The organism is Ruegeria sp. BK1, assembly GCF_056535645.1.
Genome location: NZ_JBQFIS010000001.1, coordinates 1246533 through 1263917, shown reverse-complemented (window position 1 = coordinate 1263917; position 17385 = coordinate 1246533). Strand labels below are relative to the sequence as shown.

Here is a 17385-nt window from a genome sequence, read left to right as displayed (position 1 = left end):
CATACTGCGTAACGATGCCTGTGTCATCAAAGGATCACAATTCGCATCTGTTGCAGGCGAATTTCGCAGCAACCACGCCTGTTCAAGTGACAGGCAGGGCAGGGTGTGCTGTCATGACCGGATAGAGAGTATCATTTGTTTTCGCTGGGATGAATTGAGCCATGTGGCAGCACAAACAGGGTCAGAAGAAAGAAACACCCGTAAAACGCCGATGCCACCGTTGCCGTGGCATGGGGCGTTCGCCTTGCCAGATCTGCAATGGCGCAGGCGAAGTGGTCAAAAGCCGCGATGTGTTTGGGAAACCTATAACCAGCCGCTGTGATGGCTGCTTCGGCTTGAAGAATATCCGCTGCACCGTTTGCGCAGGCGAGGGCTTTACCTGACTGGTAAAAGAAAAGCCCGGCCAAGGCCGGGCTTTCGCGGTTATTCAGTTGCTGCCGGTTCGGTCAGCTCTTCGGTCGCGGTGGGCTCGGTCGAGCAGCTGGCGACAAGCTCTTCATATTGCTGTGTGATCCAACCAAGCGCCTCTTCCGGGTTTTGTTCTTCGATCTGGTCGCTGAACTGTTCGAACACTTTGGCCGAGCGGCTTTCATCGACGATCGTATAGGATTGACCGGTCATGACGGTGTCGTAGACAAAGAAGGCAATGGCGACCAGCAGGATGCCACGCGCAATCCCGAAGAAGAAGCCAAGTGCCTGATCCAAACCGCCCAGGGCTGAGCGTTGCACCAACGACGAAAACAGCGGGGTAAAGATGCTGACCACGATCAGCGCTACCGCAAAGACCGCCGCAAAACCAGTGATTACTGACAATTCGCAACTGTCGCGCAGGAAATCTCCGACAACCGGAACTTCTTTGATAAGCGGAACCGCTTGGGGGGCGAAAATAAAGGCCAAAACAGCGGCCGCAACCCATCCTGCAATCGCCAAAATCTCGCGCAATAAACCGCGGGAATAGGCCAGAAGACCCGACACCACGATGATCAGGGCAACCACCCCGTCAATAATTGTAAAACCTTCCATGGCCCTCGCCTGTAGTTTTTTTCAGCCTCTCAAGGCTTTACCTTAACCTGCTCCGAAGGTTTCGCCAACAAACCCCACTAAATCAGAGGGTCGGGTGAGTGTCAGACCTGCCACAGTGCCGGTTTTGCCACCTGCCGGAGCTATAGCTGATGTGAAACCAAGTTTCTGGGCTTCTTTCAACCTGTTTTCGGTTTGGGCTGCGGGTCTCAGAGCCCCGGAAAGAGAGATTTCTCCGAATACGACAGTATCTGCAGGCAGGGCGGTATCCTCGCGCGCACTGAGCAGGGCTGCTGCCACCGCAAGGTCGGCTGCGGGCTCGCTGACCTTCAGGCCTCCGGCGACGTTCAGGTAGACGTCCAAACCGGTGAACGGCACGCCACAGCGCGCTTCGAGCACCGCCAGGATCATGGCCAGTCGCCCGCTATCCCATCCTACAACGGTGCGGCGCGGTTGTGAGTGGGGAGAGGGGGCGACAAGTGCTTGTAACTCAACAAGAACCGGGCGGGTGCCTTCGATCCCGGCAAACACGGCCGAGCCGGGACTGGGCGCGCCGCGTTCGGACAGGAACAGGGCCGAGGGGTTGGTGACTTGTGCCAATCCCTTACCCGTCATCTCGAATACGCCAATCTCGTCGGCGGGGCCAAAACGGTTCTTCACTGCGCGCAAGATACGGAACTGATGTCCGCGTTCGCCTTCAAAATACAGCACCGTGTCGACCATGTGCTCCACGACGCGGGGGCCCGCGATCTGGCCCTCTTTGGTGACATGGCCGACCATGATGATCGAAATGCCGTATCGTTTCGCAAACGTGGTCAATTCATGGGCTGCGGCCCTTACTTGTGACACGGATCCGGGCGCGCTGTCGACATTGTCGGCCCACATGGTCTGAATCGAGTCGATTATAGCAAGGCCGGGCTTTTCCGCCTCAAGCGTGGTAAGGATGTTGCGCATGTTTGTTTCTGCCGCCAGTTGCACCGGCGCGTCCTCCAGCCCCAGACGGCGGGCGCGCATCCGTACCTGGGCGCTGGCTTCCTCGCCCGAGACATAGATGGTTTTGACGCCAGCACGAGCAAACCGTGCGGCGGCTTGCAGCAAGAGGGTGGATTTTCCGATGCCTGGATCTCCGCCCACCAGTAGGGCCGAGGCGGGGACAAGGCCACCGCCCAGTACGCGATCCAGTTCCTCGACCCCACACAATGTGCGAGGCGGAGGGGTTTCCTCGGTCGACAAGTCCGTGAGTGCGATGGTCTGGCCCCGCTTGCCGCCGAGGGATTTCTTGGCTGGGCCAGCCGAAAGGGGGGCTTCTTGTACAATCGTGTTCCACTCGCCGCAGCCGTCACAGCGGCCGGACCAGCGGGAATGCGTGGCGCCACAGGCCGAGCATGAAAAAGTCGTCTTTGCCATGCGGCCCTTGGTGCCCGAGGTGGGGCGGTTCTTCAAGCCCTTGCGGGCTTTCATTGCCGCCGGTGGCGCGCCACGTCCTCAAGCCCTGCGGGCCATCGTCCGCGACGGGCGCCCAAGGGCGCCTACTCTGCGGCGCGTGAAGGCGACATGGCGATGACGCTGGATGTCGCCGTTTTGCGATCCTCGACCGGGGCCTGAAGCTGGGTCGAAAGTTCGGGCAGCAGGTCGAACAACTCGTCCCGCAGGCGTGCCAGTTGCGATTTGGCGATGGATTCTTCGATTTCGACATCGCGGGTCCATTGCCGCAGTTCTTGCTGGATGGTTTGAGCGTCACCGATGCGCTGCTGGAATTGTTCGATCTCTTCCTGACGCTGTTGCAGGAAGGTGCGCGCTCGGGCCACGCGTTCATCACTGTAGGTGACGGCCAATTCATGGCTGATCTGACTCATCTGAGCGGCGAGTTCCAGAATTTCGGGCTCCAGCGCTTGCAGGTCGGGATGTTGGCGCAAAAAGGCGATACGTTCTTTGACGGCATCGAACTCGGACGACATCATGAATGTGTCACCCCGATCCGCGGCATGAGCCAGTTGGTAAGCGTAAGTTATGTCCTGCATGTTCATCGCAAACTTGCGATGCGCATTTTCAAGCGCCATCATCCGGCTATTTGCGGGCAGGTAGAAGGCCAGCATGAGAATCAGTGCGGTCAATCCGATCTGTATGAACATGCCCGCATCTGCGGTCGGCGCGGTGCCGAAACCAGCTTGCATGGACAGCCAGGGTAGGACCCCGAGTGCGGATAATGCGGTGGTTGCCACGGCCGCAAGCGCAGCCATGCAGATGAGGAAAAAAGTCAGTCTTAAAAAGGCATTCTGAAATTGCAATGTTATGTTGTGGAGGGCGGCCATGGTTGTCGATCTCCTTCTAGAACCGGAACACACCGGAGCCGAAGCGGAGTAGACTTAACGTACAGACAGAGATCCGCCACGGACCCGAAAACTACTATTTGTTGCTGCTCGAAATATTAAGATGATACTGGGGTAAATGTTTTCAATCAATTAGCTTTAAGCTTTTCGTGAGGCGGATGTCATCTCTGTAATATGTCCCAATGCCAGCGAGGCCAGAATGCAGCCCGTGAACAGGTAAAGACCCCATGCGGTTTCGATGGTCGCGTAAGAGATGCCCTTGGCCAGCGTGATGTAGAGTGCGATCAGGAAAATATCGGCCATGGCCAACTTACCAAGGATGTTCAGCGCGGGTTGAACGCGCGGGTCCAGCAGGCTCCATTGGATCAGGGCGGTGCCGATGGTTTTTATATAGGGCGCAAACAGGGCGAAGACGGTGACGACCAATGCGAGGAAAATGTCGGATTGCCAGAGGGACTGGAGCCCGGTGATGACGCTGATTTCGCTGAGGCCGAAGATCGGCAGGAGACCTGCGCGCATCAGCGGGGCGAACCACGCGATGGGGTAGAGGATCAGGAGGGCGAGGGTGGCGAGGCGGAGGGTCATGACAGGGCGTCTTGGCGAGATTAAAAATTCGCTGCGATGTTCTGCTATGCTTAACCTAAATCAGCACTCACCACAGAGTTATTTTTTGAAGGGAGGAACGATGTCGGGTTTTGTGGCCTACAAGTCAATTGTCGACCCATCGGACTGTGATTTTCTTGGGCACATGAATGTGTCCAAGTATTTTGCAGCCTGCTCGGATTCCGTTTTTGCGCTGCAGGCTGAGTTGGGGCTTACGGCCGACGACATGCGGTCGGGACGAAAGCTGTCCTTTGCGGTGGTCCATGCAGACAGCAATTTTCTTGCGGAATTGAGTGCTGGCGAAGCCATCCAGATGGAAAGCGAGATTCTAGAGGTTGGAACGAAATCTATGACTTTCAGCCACAAACTAGTTCGCGTTGCTGATGGAGAACCTGCATTTACGACCGTTTTCAAATGCGTTTTGCTCAATTTGCAGACGAGGCGCGCTGAAGTCATTCCGCAGGAAATTGTCGAGCGTTCGGAAAATTGGATGGCAAAGAACGAAGATTAACGCACCGCCTCAATCGGCCCTTCTGCACTGCCACTGATGAACTGCTCCACATAGGGATCACCCGAGGCATCCATTTGACCAACAGGCCCAGTCCACTGGATGACCCCTCCGTGCAGCATCGCCACATTGTCGGCAATGGCGCGGACGGAACTCATGTCGTGGGTGATGGTCATGGCGGTGGCGCCCATCTCGGTCACGATTTCGCGGATCAGGTCGTTGATGACGCCCGACATGATTGGGTCCAAGCCCGTGGTAGGTTCGTCAAAGAAAATGATCTCGGGCTCGGCGGCGATGGCACGGGCGAGGCCCACGCGTTTTTGCATCCCACCCGACAGCTCAGACGGAAAGCGGTCGGCCACGTCGGATTTCAGACCCACGCGGCGCAGTTTCTCGATGGCGATCTCGCGGGCGTATTCTGGCGGGCGTTTCAGCGGGCCGCGCAGCAGGCGGAAGGCGACGTTTTGCCAGACAGGCAGCGAGTCAAACAGCGCCGCGCCTTGAAACAGCATCCCGAAGCGGGCCAGAAACGCGTCGCGGTCGCCCTTGGTGGCGTCTTTGCCGTCCACGTAGATCATGCCACTGTCGGGTTTGATCAGACCCAGAATACACTTCAGCGCCACGGACTTACCGGTGCCCGAGCCGCCGATGATCACCATTGAGGTGCCCTGGGGGATCTCAAGGTTCATGCCCTGCAGCACGCGGTTGTCGCCAAAGGCCTTGTGTACATTCTCAAGCCGTATCATACCGAAAAGAACACCCCTGTCAGAATGAAGTTGGCGGCCAGGATCATAATGGCTGCAGCCTCGACCGAAGACTTGGTGGCACGCCCGACGCCCTGTGCGCCCCGGCCCGAGTTCATGCCGTAGTAGCAGCCCATCACGGCGGTGATCAGGCCGAAGGCGGCCCCTTTGGTTAGGGACGAGATCACGTCGATCAGCTCAAGAAAATTGACCGTGTTTTGCAGGTAGACGGCGGCGTTGAAGCCAAGGCTTTGCGTTGCGACCACATAGCCGCCGGCGATGCCGATCACGTCGCCCACGGCCACCAGAGCGGGCACGGTGATGATTGCAGCCAATACGCGTGGAGCGGTTAGGTATTTCATTGGATGGGTGGACAGCGTGACCAGCGCGTCGATCTGCTCGGTCACTTTCATTGTCGCGATTTCCGCCGCGATAGACGAGGTGACGCGCGCGGCAATCATCAACCCGCCCAACACCGGGCCCAGTTCGCGCACCATGCCGATGGCGACGATTTGCGGCACCACGGCCTCGGCGTTGAAACGGGCGCCACCGGCGTAGATCTGCAGCGCCAGGGCGCCGCCGGTGAAGATGGCAGTCAGACCGACGACCGGCAGCGACAGCCAGCCGATATTCATCAGCGCCACGACAAATTCGCGCGGGTAATAAGGCGGGCGGAAAATGTGCGAGATCGCATCGACCGTGAAAAGCGACACTTTGCCGAAATTCGCAAACAGGGACAGGACGACGCGACCCAGCCCGCCCAGCATATACAAAGGGTTCATTCCACGTAGCCTCGGGAATAGCGCGCGCCCAGCGATGTGAGGATTTCATAGCCGATGGTGCCTGCGGCCTCGGCCAGATCATCCACGGTCTGGTGGCCGTTCAGGATGCGCAGGCGTTCGGGATCTTCGGGCAGGTCGGTGACATCCACGGTGATCAGGTCCATCGAAATGCGCCCAACAACCGGGCAGGGCTGACCGCCTGCAAAGGCGTCGATGCCGCCCCCAATCGCGCGATGCAATCCGTCGGCATATCCGGCCGCGACGGTGGCGATGCGGGATGGGCGTCGCGCGGTCCAGCTGTTGCCGTAGCCGACGGTCTCACCTTCGGCCAGTTCACGGACCTGAATGACGGGCAGGTCCGCTGTCACCACGGGTTTCGCCGCGGCAAAGGGCATGCCGCCGTAAAGGCCGACGCCAGCGCGGCAGAGGTCAAAGTGATATTCGGGTCCCAACAATATCCCACCGGTTGCTGCCAAGGAGCGTCGTGCAGTGACACCCTCGGTCATCTCGCGGAAATTGCGCAGTTGATAGGTGTTCATTGGGTGGTCGGGCTCATCGGCGCAGGCCAGATGCGACATGATCAGCGCAGGGTTTTGTGCCTCGATCCGTTCGCGCAGTTCAGCCCAATCTGAGCGTTCCAGACCCAGACGGTTCATGCCCGTGTCGAGCTGTATGCCGAAGGCGTGGCCGGGCAGACTTTGTTCGTGGCGCTGGACCTGTTCGGGTGAGTTCAGCATCGGCGTCAGGTCATGGGCCTGCAACAGATCTGCATCGCCCTCCATATGGCCTGAGAACACGCCGATCATCGGACCGGGGCCTACGGCGGCACGGACCTCAGCACCTTCTTCGGCAGCGGCAACAAAAAAGGTGCGCACGCCTTCTTCGGCCAGCGCATCGGAAACGGGGCCAGCCCCAAGCCCATAGGCATCGGCCTTGACCACCGCAGCGGTCTCGGCATTCGTCTTGGCATCCAAGGCGCGCCAGTTATTGGCCAGCGCAAGAAGGTTGATAGTCAAACGTGCGGTACTCATGGCACTGTTCATGACATTGGATCGCGGCAGGTCAAGGGGGTACGCACCGTTTATTGCCCGGTTTGACAGGAACGTGGGCAGGGATTGGCCACGGATCAGGGAAAAGCGCGCAGGAAATCGCGAAAAATCTCAATCCCATTGAAATTGCCGAACGGCAGTCGCAGGGTTAGGCGAGGAATCATGCTAAACGGTGTAATGCAGCGGGCAAGGGTGAAATTATGATGCTATCTTCGGGGCTTACCGGGCAAGAGGCCGCAATTCCTGAATTCTACCGCGATGTGTTCGCAGCGTCCGAGGGCGAAGCGGAAGGCGATGCGCTTTTTGCGCTGACGCAAGCCCTAATGGACACCACGCCCCCCGAAGACCTGTTCTGCGTCACCGCTGGCGAGGTTGGAGATCTGAAGGGTTGTATCTTTTTTTCTCGGCTTTTTTACGAAGATGATCCGCGCGACGTGGTTCTGATGTCTCCGGTCGCGGTTCGTACTGACTATCAGGGGCAGGGGATTGGGAGAAAACTGATTGCTTATGGTCTGGACCAGATGCGTCAGGCGGGTTTGGATGTTGTCGTTACCTATGGCGATCCCGCTTACTATAGCAAAGCAGGATTCCAGCCAATGACGATAGAGTTCGCCAGCCCACCCCACGCGCTGAGCATGCCACATGGATGGCAGGGGCAATCGCTCACCAAATCGGACCTGACGCCGCTGGCAGGCTCGTCACGATGCGTGTCTGCCTTCGATGTGCCAGAGATGTGGTAGGTCAGTAGCCCTCGATCTGGCCGTCCTGCTGCCAAGGTTTGACCAGATTGCCAAAGCGGGTGAACTGCGCCTCGAACGAGAGTTCAACCGTGCCGATGGGGCCGTGGCGCTGCTTGCCGACGATGACCTCGGCCTTGCCATGCAGGCGGTCCATGGCCTGTTTCCACTCTTCCATCTTTTCCAGCTCATGATCGCCGGGCTTTTCGCGCTCTTTGTAGTATTCCTCGCGGAACACGAACATCACCACGTCGGCATCCTGTTCGATCGAGCCCGATTCCCGCAGGTCTGACAGTTGCGGACGCTTGTCGTCGCGGTTTTCCACCTGGCGCGACAGCTGGGAGAGAGCGATGACCGGGATGTTCAGTTCTTTGGCGATGGCCTTCATGCCCATCGAAATCTCGGCAATCTCGTTGACGCGATTGTCGGCCATGCCGCGACACAGCTGCAAATAGTCGATGACCAGCAGGTCCAAACCGTGCGTCCGCTTCAACCGCCGCGCGCGGGCGGCAAGTTGCGAGATCGGCAAAGCCGGGGTGTCGTCGATGAACAGTGGGCAGGCTTCCAACTCTTTCGCCGCGTCTACAAAGCGGCGGAACTCGGCTTCGGTCATGTCGCCCTGACGGATCTTGTGCGAGGAGATTTCCGAGGCTTCGGCCAGAACCCGGCCTGCCAACTGCTCGGCGCTCATCTCCAGCGAGAAGAAACCGACCACTCCGCCGTCAATCGCACCCTCAGACCCATCTGGCTTGGTGCCGCGTTTGTAGGCTTTGGCCACGTTGAACGCGACGTTGGTCGCCAATGAGGTTTTCCCCATCGACGGACGACCGGCCAGAATAATCAGGTCGGACGGGTGCAGGCCCCCAAGCTGTTTGTCCAAGTCGGCCAGACCGGTGGAAATCCCTGCCATGCCACCACCGCGCTGATACGCTTCGTTGGTGACGTTGACGGCTTCTGTGACCGCCTTGAGGAAGGATTGAAATCCCTGTTCGGTCTGGCCCTGCTCGGATAGCTGATAAAGCTGTTGCTCGGCCTCGACGATCTGTTCCTTGGGCTCGCTGCTGACATCCACCCGCGCCGCCTTGTCCGAGATATCGCGGCCCAGCCGGATCAACTCGCGCCGGATGGCGAGGTCATAGATCATCTGGGCATAGTCATGCACCGCAAAGGCACTGATCGACGCACCCGCCAGTTTGACCAGATAGGCGGGGCCACCCAGTTCCTTGAGGCCCTCATCCTCGGCCATGAAGGATTTCAGCGTCACGGGCGAGGCCAAAGCATTCTTGGCGATGCGATTGGCCGCCACCTCGTAGATGCGGGCATGGACCGGGTCATAGAAATGCTCGGCCCCAATGATCGAGGCGACGCGATCATAGAGATCGTTATTGGTCAGAATCGCGCCCAAAAGCTGCTGCTCGGCCTCGATGGAATGCGGCATGGTTTCGGCGTTCTGAATCTGCGCCGCCGCCTGCTCGATACTGCTTATCTCGTTCATTTTGTCCCCGCTGCCCGTGCGACAGTTCTAATCAATCCGGCACCCGTTGGGCCATCTGTAAATCTCTGAAGATAAGTCGCGAATAACTCGACTTCAGCTTGGGATAAGTTTGGACAACTTTGCCAAAGAACACCGCGCGGCGCAACATTTAGTGCTGCTTCATCGCGGCAGCACTAGATGCGAGCGCTGAGGGGGCGATTCTTTGCCAAGTTACCCCCAGCTTATGCACAGGCACTTTAGGAGGGTTTGTTGGCTTCCTGCCATCCACGCGGGTCGTTCAGGAAGGCTTCGACACCGTCAAGTGTCTTTGCATCAAAGGCTTTCTGCGCTTTTGCTTCGGCCAAAACATCCCACCAAGTGCACAGGTGATGCAGTTTCACACCGTGATCGCCCAGGGTTTTCTCGGTCTCGGGGAAGATGCCGTAGTAAAAGATCACCGCCGTGTGGCCGCAGGTCGCCCCGGTGTCGCGGATCGCATCCACAAAGGACAGCTTTGATCCGCCGTCGGTGGTCAGATCTTCGACCAGCAGAACGCGCTCACCCTCGGACATTGCACCCTCGATCCGGGCATTGCGGCCATAGCCCTTGGGCTTTTTGCGCACATAGGTCATCGGCAGGGCCATCCGCTCGGCGACCATGGCGGCAAAGGGGATACCTGCGGTTTCACCACCTGCGATGTTGTCGAACGCCTCGAACCCAGCTTCGCGCATCACGGTGACGGTCAGGAAGTCCATCAGGGTCGAGCGGATGCGGGGGTATGAGATCAGCTTGCGGCAGTCGATATAGGTCGGGCTGGGCAGGCCAGAGGCCAGTGTGAACGGCTCGCGCGCGTTGAAGTGGACGGCTTTGATCTCCAGCAGCATGCGCGCGGTCAGGCGGGCGATTTCGGTGCTGTCGGGGTACGAGCTGGGGATCATGATGCAAACCTCTGGGCTGATAACACGTTGCGGGCTGATAGCCCGCCGCAGGGCACAGAGTCGAGGGGGCGGACAAAAGAAAAGCGGACCCGCAAGGGGCCCGCTATGCACATTCAGATTGACGCGCGATCAGCTTGTCATGTCGTAAGCGCGCTCACCATGCACCGACAGATCGAGGCCATTGGTCTCGGTCTCTGCATCCACCCGCAGCGGAGTGATCAGCGCGACCAGTTTGATCAGTACAAAGGTCACAACGACTGTGAACACACCTACAATGACCAGGCCACCCAACTGTGCAGTCCAGGCGCCCAGGCCAAAGACGGCGATCATAAGCGTGCCAAAGATGCCGCCGACGCCATGCACGGCGAATACATCCAGCGTATCGTCGATTTTCAGAACGTTGCGGATGACATTGACGGCTTCCTGACACAACACACCGGCCACGGCACCGATGATCAGCGCCTGAACCGGATCCACATAGCCCGAGGCGGGTGTGATCGAGGCCAAGCCGGCGATCGTACCTGTCACTAGACCGACCATCGAGGCCTTGCCGTACTTGATCCGCTCATACAGCGCCCAAGTCAGGGAGGCAGTCGCGGCCGAGATATGCGTCACGGTCATCGCCATCGCAGCACCGCCGTCAGCGGCCAGTTGCGAACCGCCATTGAAGCCGAACCAGCCAACCCACAGCATCGCGGCACCGATCATGACAAAGCCCGGATTGTGTGGGGGCGTCGTGCGGTTGCGGCGCGGGCCCAGAACCACGGCGATAATCAGCGCGGCCAGACCGGCGGTTTCATGCACCACGATTCCGCCTGCAAAGTCACGCACGCCGACCTCGCCCAAAATGCCGCCATCTGTCAGAATGCCACCACCCCAGATCCAATGCACCACTGGCGCATAGCACAGCAACATCCACAGGCCCGAGAAGGTCAGCACAAAGCCAAAGCCCACGCGCTCGACATAAGCGCCGACGATCAGGGCAGGGGTGATGATGGCAAAGGTCATCTGGAATGCGAAGAAGAGAACCTCGGGCAGCGTGCCCGATAGGCTGTCTGCATCGACACCGTTCAGAAACGCCTTGCCCAGACCGCCCCACAAGCCTGATCCGCCATCGCCGAACGCGATGGAATAGCCTGCGACCAGCCACAGGATGCTCATCAAACAAGCGATCGAGAAACAGTGCATGAACACGCTCAGCACGTTGCGGGCGCGCACGAGGCCGCCATAGAACAGGGCGAGGCCCGGCAATGTCATGAACAGGACCAAGGCGGTTGCCACAATGATCCAGGCTGTATCGGCTCCATTCATCGGCCGGTCTCCTCTTCAACTTGCGTGGCGCGGCTTGAAGCGGATCAGGGGCGAGGAAAAAAGAGGCAACATCACAAAAAGCAGCCTGTTTTCGGGGCTTTTTGTGAAAAGGTGATTAAATAGGCGGCGATCAGAGCAACATGCCCTATTTTTGAGCAATACTAGAAAGCGCCTGAGAAAGCAGGCCCAGCGCGTGATCTCGAGCCGCGCGCCGGACGTTTTCCCGACCCAACGGACCAAATTCAACTGTCTCAGACCGTGTGTGCAAACCATCGGCGGCAAGGCCGAAGCAGACACGGCCCTCGGGTTTGAACTCGGACCCGCCGGGGCCTGCAATGCCTGTGATCGACACGGCAAGTTGTGCCTGTGAATGATGCAGCGCGCCTTCGGCCATTTCGCGTGCGACCTCTTCCGAGACCGCGCCGTAAGCATCCAGCGTCGCGGCCTGCACGCCCAGCATCTGTCGTTTGGCGGCGTTGGTGTAGGTGACAAAGCCGCGGTCCACTACGGCCGAGCTGCCGGGGATATCAGTCAGAGCAGACGCCACCATGCCACCAGTGCAGCTTTCAGCAGTGGCAATCATCACACCTTGCGCCTTGGCGCGGTCCAGTAACGCGGCGACGATCAAAGTCCCAACACCCCGTGCGCGATCCCGGCCAGGATCAGCACGCCGATGGCGGCAAACACCCCGGCGATCACATCGTCCAGCATCACGCCCATCGCATCTCCCTTGCGATCCGCCCAACCCACCGGGCCGGGTTTGGTGATGTCGAACAGCCGGAACAGCACGAACCCTGCAACCCAGCCGGGCCAGAGGGCCGTGATCTCGATCCCATGCACCCAGGAGGGGTAAGAGATCGCCCAAAGCGCGATGAACTGGCCTGCGACCTCATCTACGACGATCTCGGACGGGTCGTGATCCTCTTGCCCTGCGGTCATCACGCGGGTCGCCCAGAGCCCGCCAAAGAACACCGCAAACGTGGCGATCACCAGCAGGGGAAAACCACCCAGTGTATGAAAGACCCACGCCAAGGGCAGGGCGGCCAGTGACCCCCACGTGCCCGGTGCGGGGCGTAGATAACCCAAGCCACAGACGGTTCCGATCAATTGTGCCGCGTTCATGATTTCACCAGACAGGCTGTAGCCAGAGAAGCAATACCTTCGCTGCGGCCAGTGAAGCCCAGCCGCTCTGATGTGGTCGCCTTGACTGAGATCTGATCGGTCCGCAGCCCCATGATCCGGGCCATCTCGAACTGCATCGCTTCGGCATGGGGGCCGATCTTGGGGTATTCGCAGACCAGCGTGCAATCAACATTTGAGATCGCGTATCCCATCGTCGCGGCCAGTTCGACCGCATGGCGCAGGAAAATCTCGCTGGCGGCCCCTTTCCATTTTGGGTCCGAGGGCGGGAAATGTTGGCCGATATCGCCCTGCGCCAGAGCGCCATAGATGGCATCCGTCACGGCATGCATCCCCACATCGGCGTCCGAATGCCCCTGAAGGCCGCGACTATGCGGCACTTTCACGCCGCACAGGATTACATGATCCCCGTCGCCAAAGCGATGCACGTCATACCCGTTGCCCAGCCTTACATCCATTTTCGTTCCCAATATGCGTTCCGCCCGGGCAAAATCCTCGGGCCGTGTGATTTTGATATTGTCCGCATCGCCAGGCACGATGGCCACGTCCAAACCAGCGGCCCGAGCAACCTCGACATCATCTGCGGCACTGCCGGAATACGCAGCATGGGCCGCGACTATAGCGTCATAGTGAAAGCCCTGCGGCGTCTGCGCGGCGAACAGGCCGCTGCGGTCTTGTGTGCCGGTGACGGTTGCGCCATCTCCGGTCCAGAGCGCGTCTGTCATCGCCAATCCGGGGGCTGCTGCAGGGCGAGTTTCCAACGCTTGCAACACGTTGCGAATAGTCTGCGTGCTGACACAGGGGCGGGCGATGTCGTGGATCAGAACGCGGGTCACATCCAAACCGCTCAGGGCGGCCAGCCCCTTGCGCACCGATCCCGCGCGATCTGCGCCGCCTGCGGCCAGAATCAGGCCCGACTCGGCGAGCTTTGCCCACGCTTCTTGGTCATCAGGTGATAGAACTAGCGCAATATGATCGACCTGCTCACGAAACCGCTCGATCGTCCAGTCCGCGACGCGGCGTCCGGCTAGAGGCCGCCATTGTTTCGGGATACCCCCTCCGGCGCGCAGGCCGCGTCCTGCGGCAACGATAATGGCGGCGGTGGTCATAAGGAGTGTCTCCGGCAAATTCAGGGCAATGTTTAGGGTGCGGTGAATGCAGAGGCAATCACCCGCGTTAACCCGCCTAAAAATTAAGCATGTGATGATTTTGCGGGCTTTTCAGTTGCCGATTTGTTGTTCATATACGCTCAATTCGATATCTAAGTCGCATCTGCCCAAGGATTAAGCACGTTGACACTGCAACTCGCTGAAAAAGACCTGACCCCTCCGGTTCTGCTGGCCCCGATGGCCGGAATCACCGACCGCCCGTTCCGCGATCTGGTAATGCGCTTTGGCGCGGGCATGGTGGTTAGTGAGATGGTCGCCAGTCAGGAAATGGTGCAGGCCAAACCCGGCGTGCGCGAACGGGCCGAGCTGTCGGCCGACGTGGAAAACACCGCCGTTCAACTGGCCGGGCGCGAGGCGCACTGGATGGCCGAGGCCGCCCGGCAGGTCGTTGATCGGGGCGCGCGGGTGATCGACATCAACATGGGGTGTCCCGCCAAAAAGGTAACGAATGGCTATTCCGGCTCGGCGCTGCTGAAAACGCCGGATTATGCGCTGACATTGATCGAGGCGGTGATCGCGGCGGTCGATGTTCCGGTCACGCTGAAAACGCGGTTGGGGTGGGACGACAAGTTACTGAACGCGCCGGACGTCGCGCGGCGCGCGCAGGAGGCAGGGGTGCAAATGGTGACGATCCACGGGCGCACGCGCTGTCAGTTCTACAAGGGGCAGGCGGACTGGCAGGCCATCCGTGCGGTGAAAGAGGCGGTCGATATCCCCGTTATTGCAAACGGGGATATCGTGGATACAGAAACAGCGGGAATAGCTCTGAACCAGTCAGGCGCGGATGGCGTCATGATCGGGCGGGGCGCTCAGGGTCAGCCCTGGGTCCTGGCGCGAGTATGCCACGATCTTTATGGCGCGCCGGCACCGGTGGTGCCGCAGGGCGATGACCTGATCGAGATGGTGCGAACGCATTATCAGGCGATGCTGGGCTTTTACGGTACCGATCTGGGTCTGCGCGTCGCGCGTAAGCATCTGGGTTGGTACATGGATCAGGCTAGAACGCCCGCAGCCTTGCGCCGCGCTGTTCTGACTTCTCGCGATACGGATGAGGTGATCCGCCTGCTGGGTGACGCGCTTGGGACGCAAGTGGAGGCGGTTGCATGAATTCGGACCAGAGTATTTGGACTTCGCTTCCGGTACCAGCCTTCATCATTGATGGCGACGATCGGATATCCGACGTCAATTCAGCCGGAGAGGGCTTCCTGAACGCCTCGCGTAAATCGGTGATCGGGCACCCGGTGTGGGATCAGATCGCGGTTGATGCCCCCCTCGAGGAAGCGTTCGAGCGGGCGCGGGCACAGGGAACACCCCTGTTCGTGAATGATGTAGATGCGGGATCGGGTAATCGTGCGCCGCTGCAATGCGCGCTACAGATTGCCCCTTTGGTTGGGCATCCGGGGTCGATGATCATGATTATCTCACCGCGCGAGCTGGCGGGGCGGATGACGCGGGGCAATACGGTTAAATCGGCGGCGCAGTCGGCGATTGGTATGGCCGAGATGTTGGCGCATGAGATCAAGAACCCGCTGGCCGGCATCACTGGCGCAGCGCAGTTGCTGAGCATGAATATCTCTCAGCAAGACCTTGAGTTAACAGATCTTATCGTCGCCGAAAGTCGCCGTATCGTAAAGCTGCTGGAACAGGTCGAGCAATTCGGAAACCTGTCGGAGCCCGACTTCAAACCCGTCAATATCCACGACGTTCTGGACCGCGCGCGACGGTCTGCGCTGCTGGGGTTCGGCGCGCATATGAAGATTATCGAGGACTACGATCCCTCGTTGCCTTTGGCCTATGGCGACCCCGATCAATTCCTTCAAGTCATTCTGAACCTGTTGAAGAATGCTTCGGAAGCAGCTGATTCCAAAGGCGGAACCATTCGTCTGCGGACGTATTTCGAACATTCCTTCCGCCTGCGGCGCAGCGATGGCTCGGGCCATTCGTTGCCCCTGCAGGTTGAGATCATCGACGATGGTCCGGGCCTGCCCGAGAAAATCCGTAGCGATATTTTCGACCCTTTCGTGTCGGGTAAGGAAAACGGCACCGGCCTCGGGCTGGCGCTGGTGAGCAAGATCATCTCGGACCATGACGGCTGGATTTCCGCCGACTCGGTGCCGGGCCGCACGGTGTTTCGTATCTCGCTGAGGCGGGCACCGAAGGATGCAACGTAGGACAAAGCCGACAAGAGCTTAAGGAGAGCACCCAATGGATGGAACAGTACTGGTCGCAGATGACGACCGCACGATCCGCACCGTTTTGACACAGGCCCTGACGCGGGCGGGGTGCAAGGTGCACGCGACCTCTTCGTTGACCACGCTGATGCGCTGGGTTGGCGAAGGGAAAGGCGATGTGGTGATCTCAGATGTCGTTATGCCGGATGGCAATGGCCTGGAGATGCTGCCCAAGATCGCGCAGGACCGACCCGGCCTGCCTGTCATCGTGATCTCGGCCCAGAACACGATCATGACGGCGATTCAGGCGGCCGAGGCCGATGCCTATGATTATCTGCCCAAGCCGTTTGACCTGCCTGATCTGATGAAACGGACCGCGCGGGCGCTGGAGCAGAAACAGCGCGTGCAAACCGACGCCAGCGAACCGGCGCAGGACCGCCCAGAAGAACTGCCCCTAGTCGGGCGGACCCCGGTGATGCAGGCGCTGTACCGGTTGGTCGCACGGGTGATGAACACTGATCTTTCGGTGATGATATCTGGTGAAAGTGGAACAGGTAAATCATTGATTGCACGGGCTATTCATGATTTCTCGGACCGTCGCACACTGCCCTTTGTCACGGCAACAGCCGCTGATTTGCGCGATCTGGAAGGTCCTGCACGGGTGATGGCGCGGGTTCGAGGTGGGACGTTGCTGATCGACGAGATTGCCGATATCGAGGACGAACTGCAGGCTCGCATCGTCCGCATGATGGACACGCCCGGCGACCACGTCCCACGCTTTATGGCCACCAGCCAGTCGGACCTGACCGACGCGATGGAGAGCGGGCGCGTACGTCAGGACCTGTATTACCGTCTGTGCGGCGCGACAATCCACGTGCCTGCGCTGCGCGAACGTGTGGATGACATCACCCTTTTGGCCGACCACTTTCTGGCGCGGGAAGAGCGCGAACACGGCACCAAACGCTGGCTCAGCCCGGATGCGGTAGAGCTGGTGCGGCGCTATTCGTGGCCGGGAAATGTGCGACAGTTGGAAAACGCGATCCGCCGCCTCAGCCTGACCAGCCGCGCCGATGAAATCTCGAAATCCGAGGTCGAGGCGGTTCTGGGCAGCCAGCCCGAAGCCGAACCTGTTCTGGGCGATGGTGAGCGCGAGAAACTGTCGACTTCGGTCGCGCGTCACTTGCGGCGGTATTTCGACTTGCACGGCAATATTCTGCCGCCGCCGGGCCTGTATCAACGCATCCTGCGCGAGGTAGAGGCCCCTCTGATCGAGTTGGCCCTGGATGCAACCGGCGGAAATCAGGCAAAATGTGCTGATCTTCTGGGGATTAACCGGAATACGCTGCGGAAAAAGATCACAGACCTCGATATTCAGGTGACACGCCGCCGCAAACTGATGTAATATCGCCA

The 17385-nt window shown here is 59.4% G+C and carries 19 protein-coding genes; 5 read left to right on the top strand and 14 right to left on the bottom strand.

The window, feature by feature from the left end:
• Window positions 1-131: 131 nt before the first annotated feature.
• The 5 genes from ACR3E7_RS06265 to ACR3E7_RS06245 all read right to left on the bottom strand — a co-directional run bounded on the left by ACR3E7_RS06265 (window position 132) and on the right by ACR3E7_RS06245 (window position 3935).
• The gene (locus ACR3E7_RS06265) at window positions 132-407 is read right to left on the bottom strand and encodes a hypothetical protein (protein ID WP_170788692.1); all 276 of its coding nucleotides are present in this window, start codon (window positions 405-407) and stop codon (window positions 132-134) included.
• A 16-nt stretch (window positions 408-423) separates the two neighbouring features.
• Window positions 424-1023: a CvpA family protein gene (locus ACR3E7_RS06260; protein WP_170788691.1), complete on the bottom strand. Its 600-nt coding sequence runs from the start codon at window positions 1021-1023 to the stop codon at window positions 424-426.
• A gap of 42 nt (window positions 1024-1065) precedes the next feature.
• Window positions 1066-2427, bottom strand: coding sequence for a DNA repair protein RadA (gene radA, locus ACR3E7_RS06255; RefSeq protein ID WP_480502881.1), 1362 nt, complete (start codon window positions 2425-2427; stop codon window positions 1066-1068).
• A 122-nt stretch (window positions 2428-2549) separates the two neighbouring features.
• Window positions 2550-3332 (bottom strand): GumC domain-containing protein, encoded by a 783-nt coding sequence (locus ACR3E7_RS06250; protein ID WP_170774360.1) that lies wholly within the window; start codon window positions 3330-3332, stop codon window positions 2550-2552.
• A gap of 156 nt (window positions 3333-3488) precedes the next feature.
• The gene (locus ACR3E7_RS06245) at window positions 3489-3935 is read right to left on the bottom strand and encodes a paraquat-inducible protein A (protein WP_170788690.1); all 447 of its coding nucleotides are present in this window, start codon (window positions 3933-3935) and stop codon (window positions 3489-3491) included.
• On the opposite strand from ACR3E7_RS06245, the gene ACR3E7_RS06240 reads away from it, so the two are divergent.
• Window positions 3934-4464, top strand: coding sequence for an acyl-CoA thioesterase (locus tag ACR3E7_RS06240; RefSeq protein WP_170788689.1), 531 nt, complete (start codon window positions 3934-3936; stop codon window positions 4462-4464). The genes ACR3E7_RS06245 and ACR3E7_RS06240 overlap by 2 nt on opposite strands.
• Here ACR3E7_RS06240 and ACR3E7_RS06235 read toward each other — a convergent pair.
• From ACR3E7_RS06235 to alr, 3 genes are read right to left on the bottom strand one after another with little or no spacing between them, the layout of a single operon-like run.
• A complete protein-coding gene (locus tag ACR3E7_RS06235; RefSeq protein ID WP_480502476.1) occupies window positions 4461-5207 on the bottom strand; it encodes an ABC transporter ATP-binding protein in 747 nt (248 codons plus the stop codon). The genes ACR3E7_RS06240 and ACR3E7_RS06235 overlap by 4 nt on opposite strands.
• A complete protein-coding gene (locus ACR3E7_RS06230) occupies window positions 5204-5986 on the bottom strand; it encodes an MlaE family ABC transporter permease (RefSeq protein ID WP_170774347.1) in 783 nt (260 codons plus the stop codon). The genes ACR3E7_RS06235 and ACR3E7_RS06230 overlap by 4 nt, the downstream gene beginning before the upstream one ends.
• The gene (gene alr / locus ACR3E7_RS06225; RefSeq protein WP_480502475.1) at window positions 5983-7017 is read right to left on the bottom strand and encodes an alanine racemase; all 1035 of its coding nucleotides are present in this window, start codon (window positions 7015-7017) and stop codon (window positions 5983-5985) included. Before alr ends, ACR3E7_RS06230 begins: the two co-directional genes overlap by 4 nt.
• Before the next feature lie 218 nt (window positions 7018-7235).
• On the opposite strand from alr, the gene ACR3E7_RS06220 reads away from it, so the two are divergent.
• On the top strand, window positions 7236-7775 hold the full coding sequence (locus tag ACR3E7_RS06220) for a GNAT family N-acetyltransferase (protein ID WP_480502474.1): 540 nt from the start codon (window positions 7236-7238) through the stop codon (window positions 7773-7775).
• A 1-nt stretch (window position 7776) separates the two neighbouring features.
• Here ACR3E7_RS06220 and ACR3E7_RS06215 read toward each other — a convergent pair whose 3' ends face one another.
• The 6 genes from ACR3E7_RS06215 to ACR3E7_RS06190 all read right to left on the bottom strand — a co-directional run bounded on the left by ACR3E7_RS06215 (window position 7777) and on the right by ACR3E7_RS06190 (window position 13744).
• Window positions 7777-9267 (bottom strand): replicative DNA helicase, encoded by a 1491-nt coding sequence (locus ACR3E7_RS06215; RefSeq protein ID WP_170774341.1) that lies wholly within the window; start codon window positions 9265-9267, stop codon window positions 7777-7779.
• A gap of 236 nt (window positions 9268-9503) precedes the next feature.
• Window positions 9504-10184, bottom strand: coding sequence for an orotate phosphoribosyltransferase (locus ACR3E7_RS06210; RefSeq protein ID WP_480502473.1), 681 nt, complete (start codon window positions 10182-10184; stop codon window positions 9504-9506).
• Between the two features lie 129 nt (window positions 10185-10313).
• Window positions 10314-11495, bottom strand: coding sequence for an ammonium transporter (locus ACR3E7_RS06205; RefSeq protein ID WP_170774337.1), 1182 nt, complete (start codon window positions 11493-11495; stop codon window positions 10314-10316).
• Window positions 11496-11640: 145 nt separating this feature from the next.
• Entirely contained in the window at window positions 11641-12123 is a 483-nt protein-coding gene (locus ACR3E7_RS06200; protein WP_480502472.1) for a CinA family protein, read from the bottom strand.
• Window positions 12120-12617: a phosphatidylglycerophosphatase A family protein gene (locus ACR3E7_RS06195; protein ID WP_480502471.1), complete on the bottom strand. Its 498-nt coding sequence runs from the start codon at window positions 12615-12617 to the stop codon at window positions 12120-12122. Before ACR3E7_RS06195 ends, ACR3E7_RS06200 begins: the two co-directional genes overlap by 4 nt.
• A complete protein-coding gene (locus ACR3E7_RS06190) occupies window positions 12614-13744 on the bottom strand; it encodes a bifunctional 2-C-methyl-D-erythritol 4-phosphate cytidylyltransferase/2-C-methyl-D-erythritol 2,4-cyclodiphosphate synthase (protein ID WP_480502470.1) in 1131 nt (376 codons plus the stop codon). Before ACR3E7_RS06190 ends, ACR3E7_RS06195 begins: the two co-directional genes overlap by 4 nt.
• 183 nt (window positions 13745-13927) lie before the next feature.
• On the opposite strand from ACR3E7_RS06190, the gene dusB reads away from it, so the two are divergent.
• Genes dusB through ACR3E7_RS06175 form a run of 3 tightly spaced genes read left to right on the top strand, consistent with a single transcriptional unit; the run spans window position 13928 to window position 17377 of the window.
• Complete coding sequence (gene dusB / locus ACR3E7_RS06185) at window positions 13928-14911, top strand: tRNA dihydrouridine synthase DusB (RefSeq protein WP_480502469.1); 984 nt, start codon at window positions 13928-13930, stop codon at window positions 14909-14911.
• Complete coding sequence (locus ACR3E7_RS06180; RefSeq protein ID WP_170788681.1) at window positions 14908-15975, top strand: two-component system sensor histidine kinase NtrB; 1068 nt, start codon at window positions 14908-14910, stop codon at window positions 15973-15975. The genes dusB and ACR3E7_RS06180 overlap by 4 nt, the downstream gene beginning before the upstream one ends.
• 34 nt (window positions 15976-16009) lie before the next feature.
• The gene (locus ACR3E7_RS06175) at window positions 16010-17377 is read left to right on the top strand and encodes a response regulator (RefSeq protein ID WP_170774324.1); all 1368 of its coding nucleotides are present in this window, start codon (window positions 16010-16012) and stop codon (window positions 17375-17377) included.
• Window positions 17378-17385: the final 8 nt, after the last annotated feature.

Coding starts and splice junctions, on each gene's coding strand:
- ACR3E7_RS06190 (WP_480502470.1), bottom strand. CDS start 13,744: ATGACCACCGCCGCCATTATCGTTGCCGCAGGACGCGGCCTGCGCGCC.
- ACR3E7_RS06205 (WP_170774337.1), bottom strand. CDS start 11,495: ATGAATGGAGCCGATACAGCCTGGATCATTGTGGCAACCGCCTTGGTC.
- radA (WP_480502881.1), bottom strand. CDS start 2,427: ATGGCAAAGACGACTTTTTCATGCTCGGCCTGTGGCGCCACGCATTCC.
- ACR3E7_RS06180 (WP_170788681.1), top strand. CDS start 14,908: ATGAATTCGGACCAGAGTATTTGGACTTCGCTTCCGGTACCAGCCTTC.
- ACR3E7_RS06250 (WP_170774360.1), bottom strand. CDS start 3,332: ATGGCCGCCCTCCACAACATAACATTGCAATTTCAGAATGCCTTTTTA.
- ACR3E7_RS06195 (WP_480502471.1), bottom strand. CDS start 12,617: ATGAACGCGGCACAATTGATCGGAACCGTCTGTGGCTTGGGTTATCTA.
- ACR3E7_RS06240 (WP_170788689.1), top strand. CDS start 3,934: ATGACAGGGCGTCTTGGCGAGATTAAAAATTCGCTGCGATGTTCTGCT.
- ACR3E7_RS06260 (WP_170788691.1), bottom strand. CDS start 1,023: ATGGAAGGTTTTACAATTATTGACGGGGTGGTTGCCCTGATCATCGTG.
- ACR3E7_RS06230 (WP_170774347.1), bottom strand. CDS start 5,986: ATGAACCCTTTGTATATGCTGGGCGGGCTGGGTCGCGTCGTCCTGTCC.
- ACR3E7_RS06210 (WP_480502473.1), bottom strand. CDS start 10,184: ATGATCCCCAGCTCGTACCCCGACAGCACCGAAATCGCCCGCCTGACC.
- ACR3E7_RS06245 (WP_170788690.1), bottom strand. CDS start 3,935: ATGACCCTCCGCCTCGCCACCCTCGCCCTCCTGATCCTCTACCCCATC.
- ACR3E7_RS06235 (WP_480502476.1), bottom strand. CDS start 5,207: ATGATACGGCTTGAGAATGTACACAAGGCCTTTGGCGACAACCGCGTG.
- ACR3E7_RS06220 (WP_480502474.1), top strand. CDS start 7,236: ATGATGCTATCTTCGGGGCTTACCGGGCAAGAGGCCGCAATTCCTGAA.
- ACR3E7_RS06175 (WP_170774324.1), top strand. CDS start 16,010: ATGGATGGAACAGTACTGGTCGCAGATGACGACCGCACGATCCGCACC.
- alr (WP_480502475.1), bottom strand. CDS start 7,017: ATGAGTACCGCACGTTTGACTATCAACCTTCTTGCGCTGGCCAATAAC.
- ACR3E7_RS06215 (WP_170774341.1), bottom strand. CDS start 9,267: ATGAACGAGATAAGCAGTATCGAGCAGGCGGCGGCGCAGATTCAGAAC.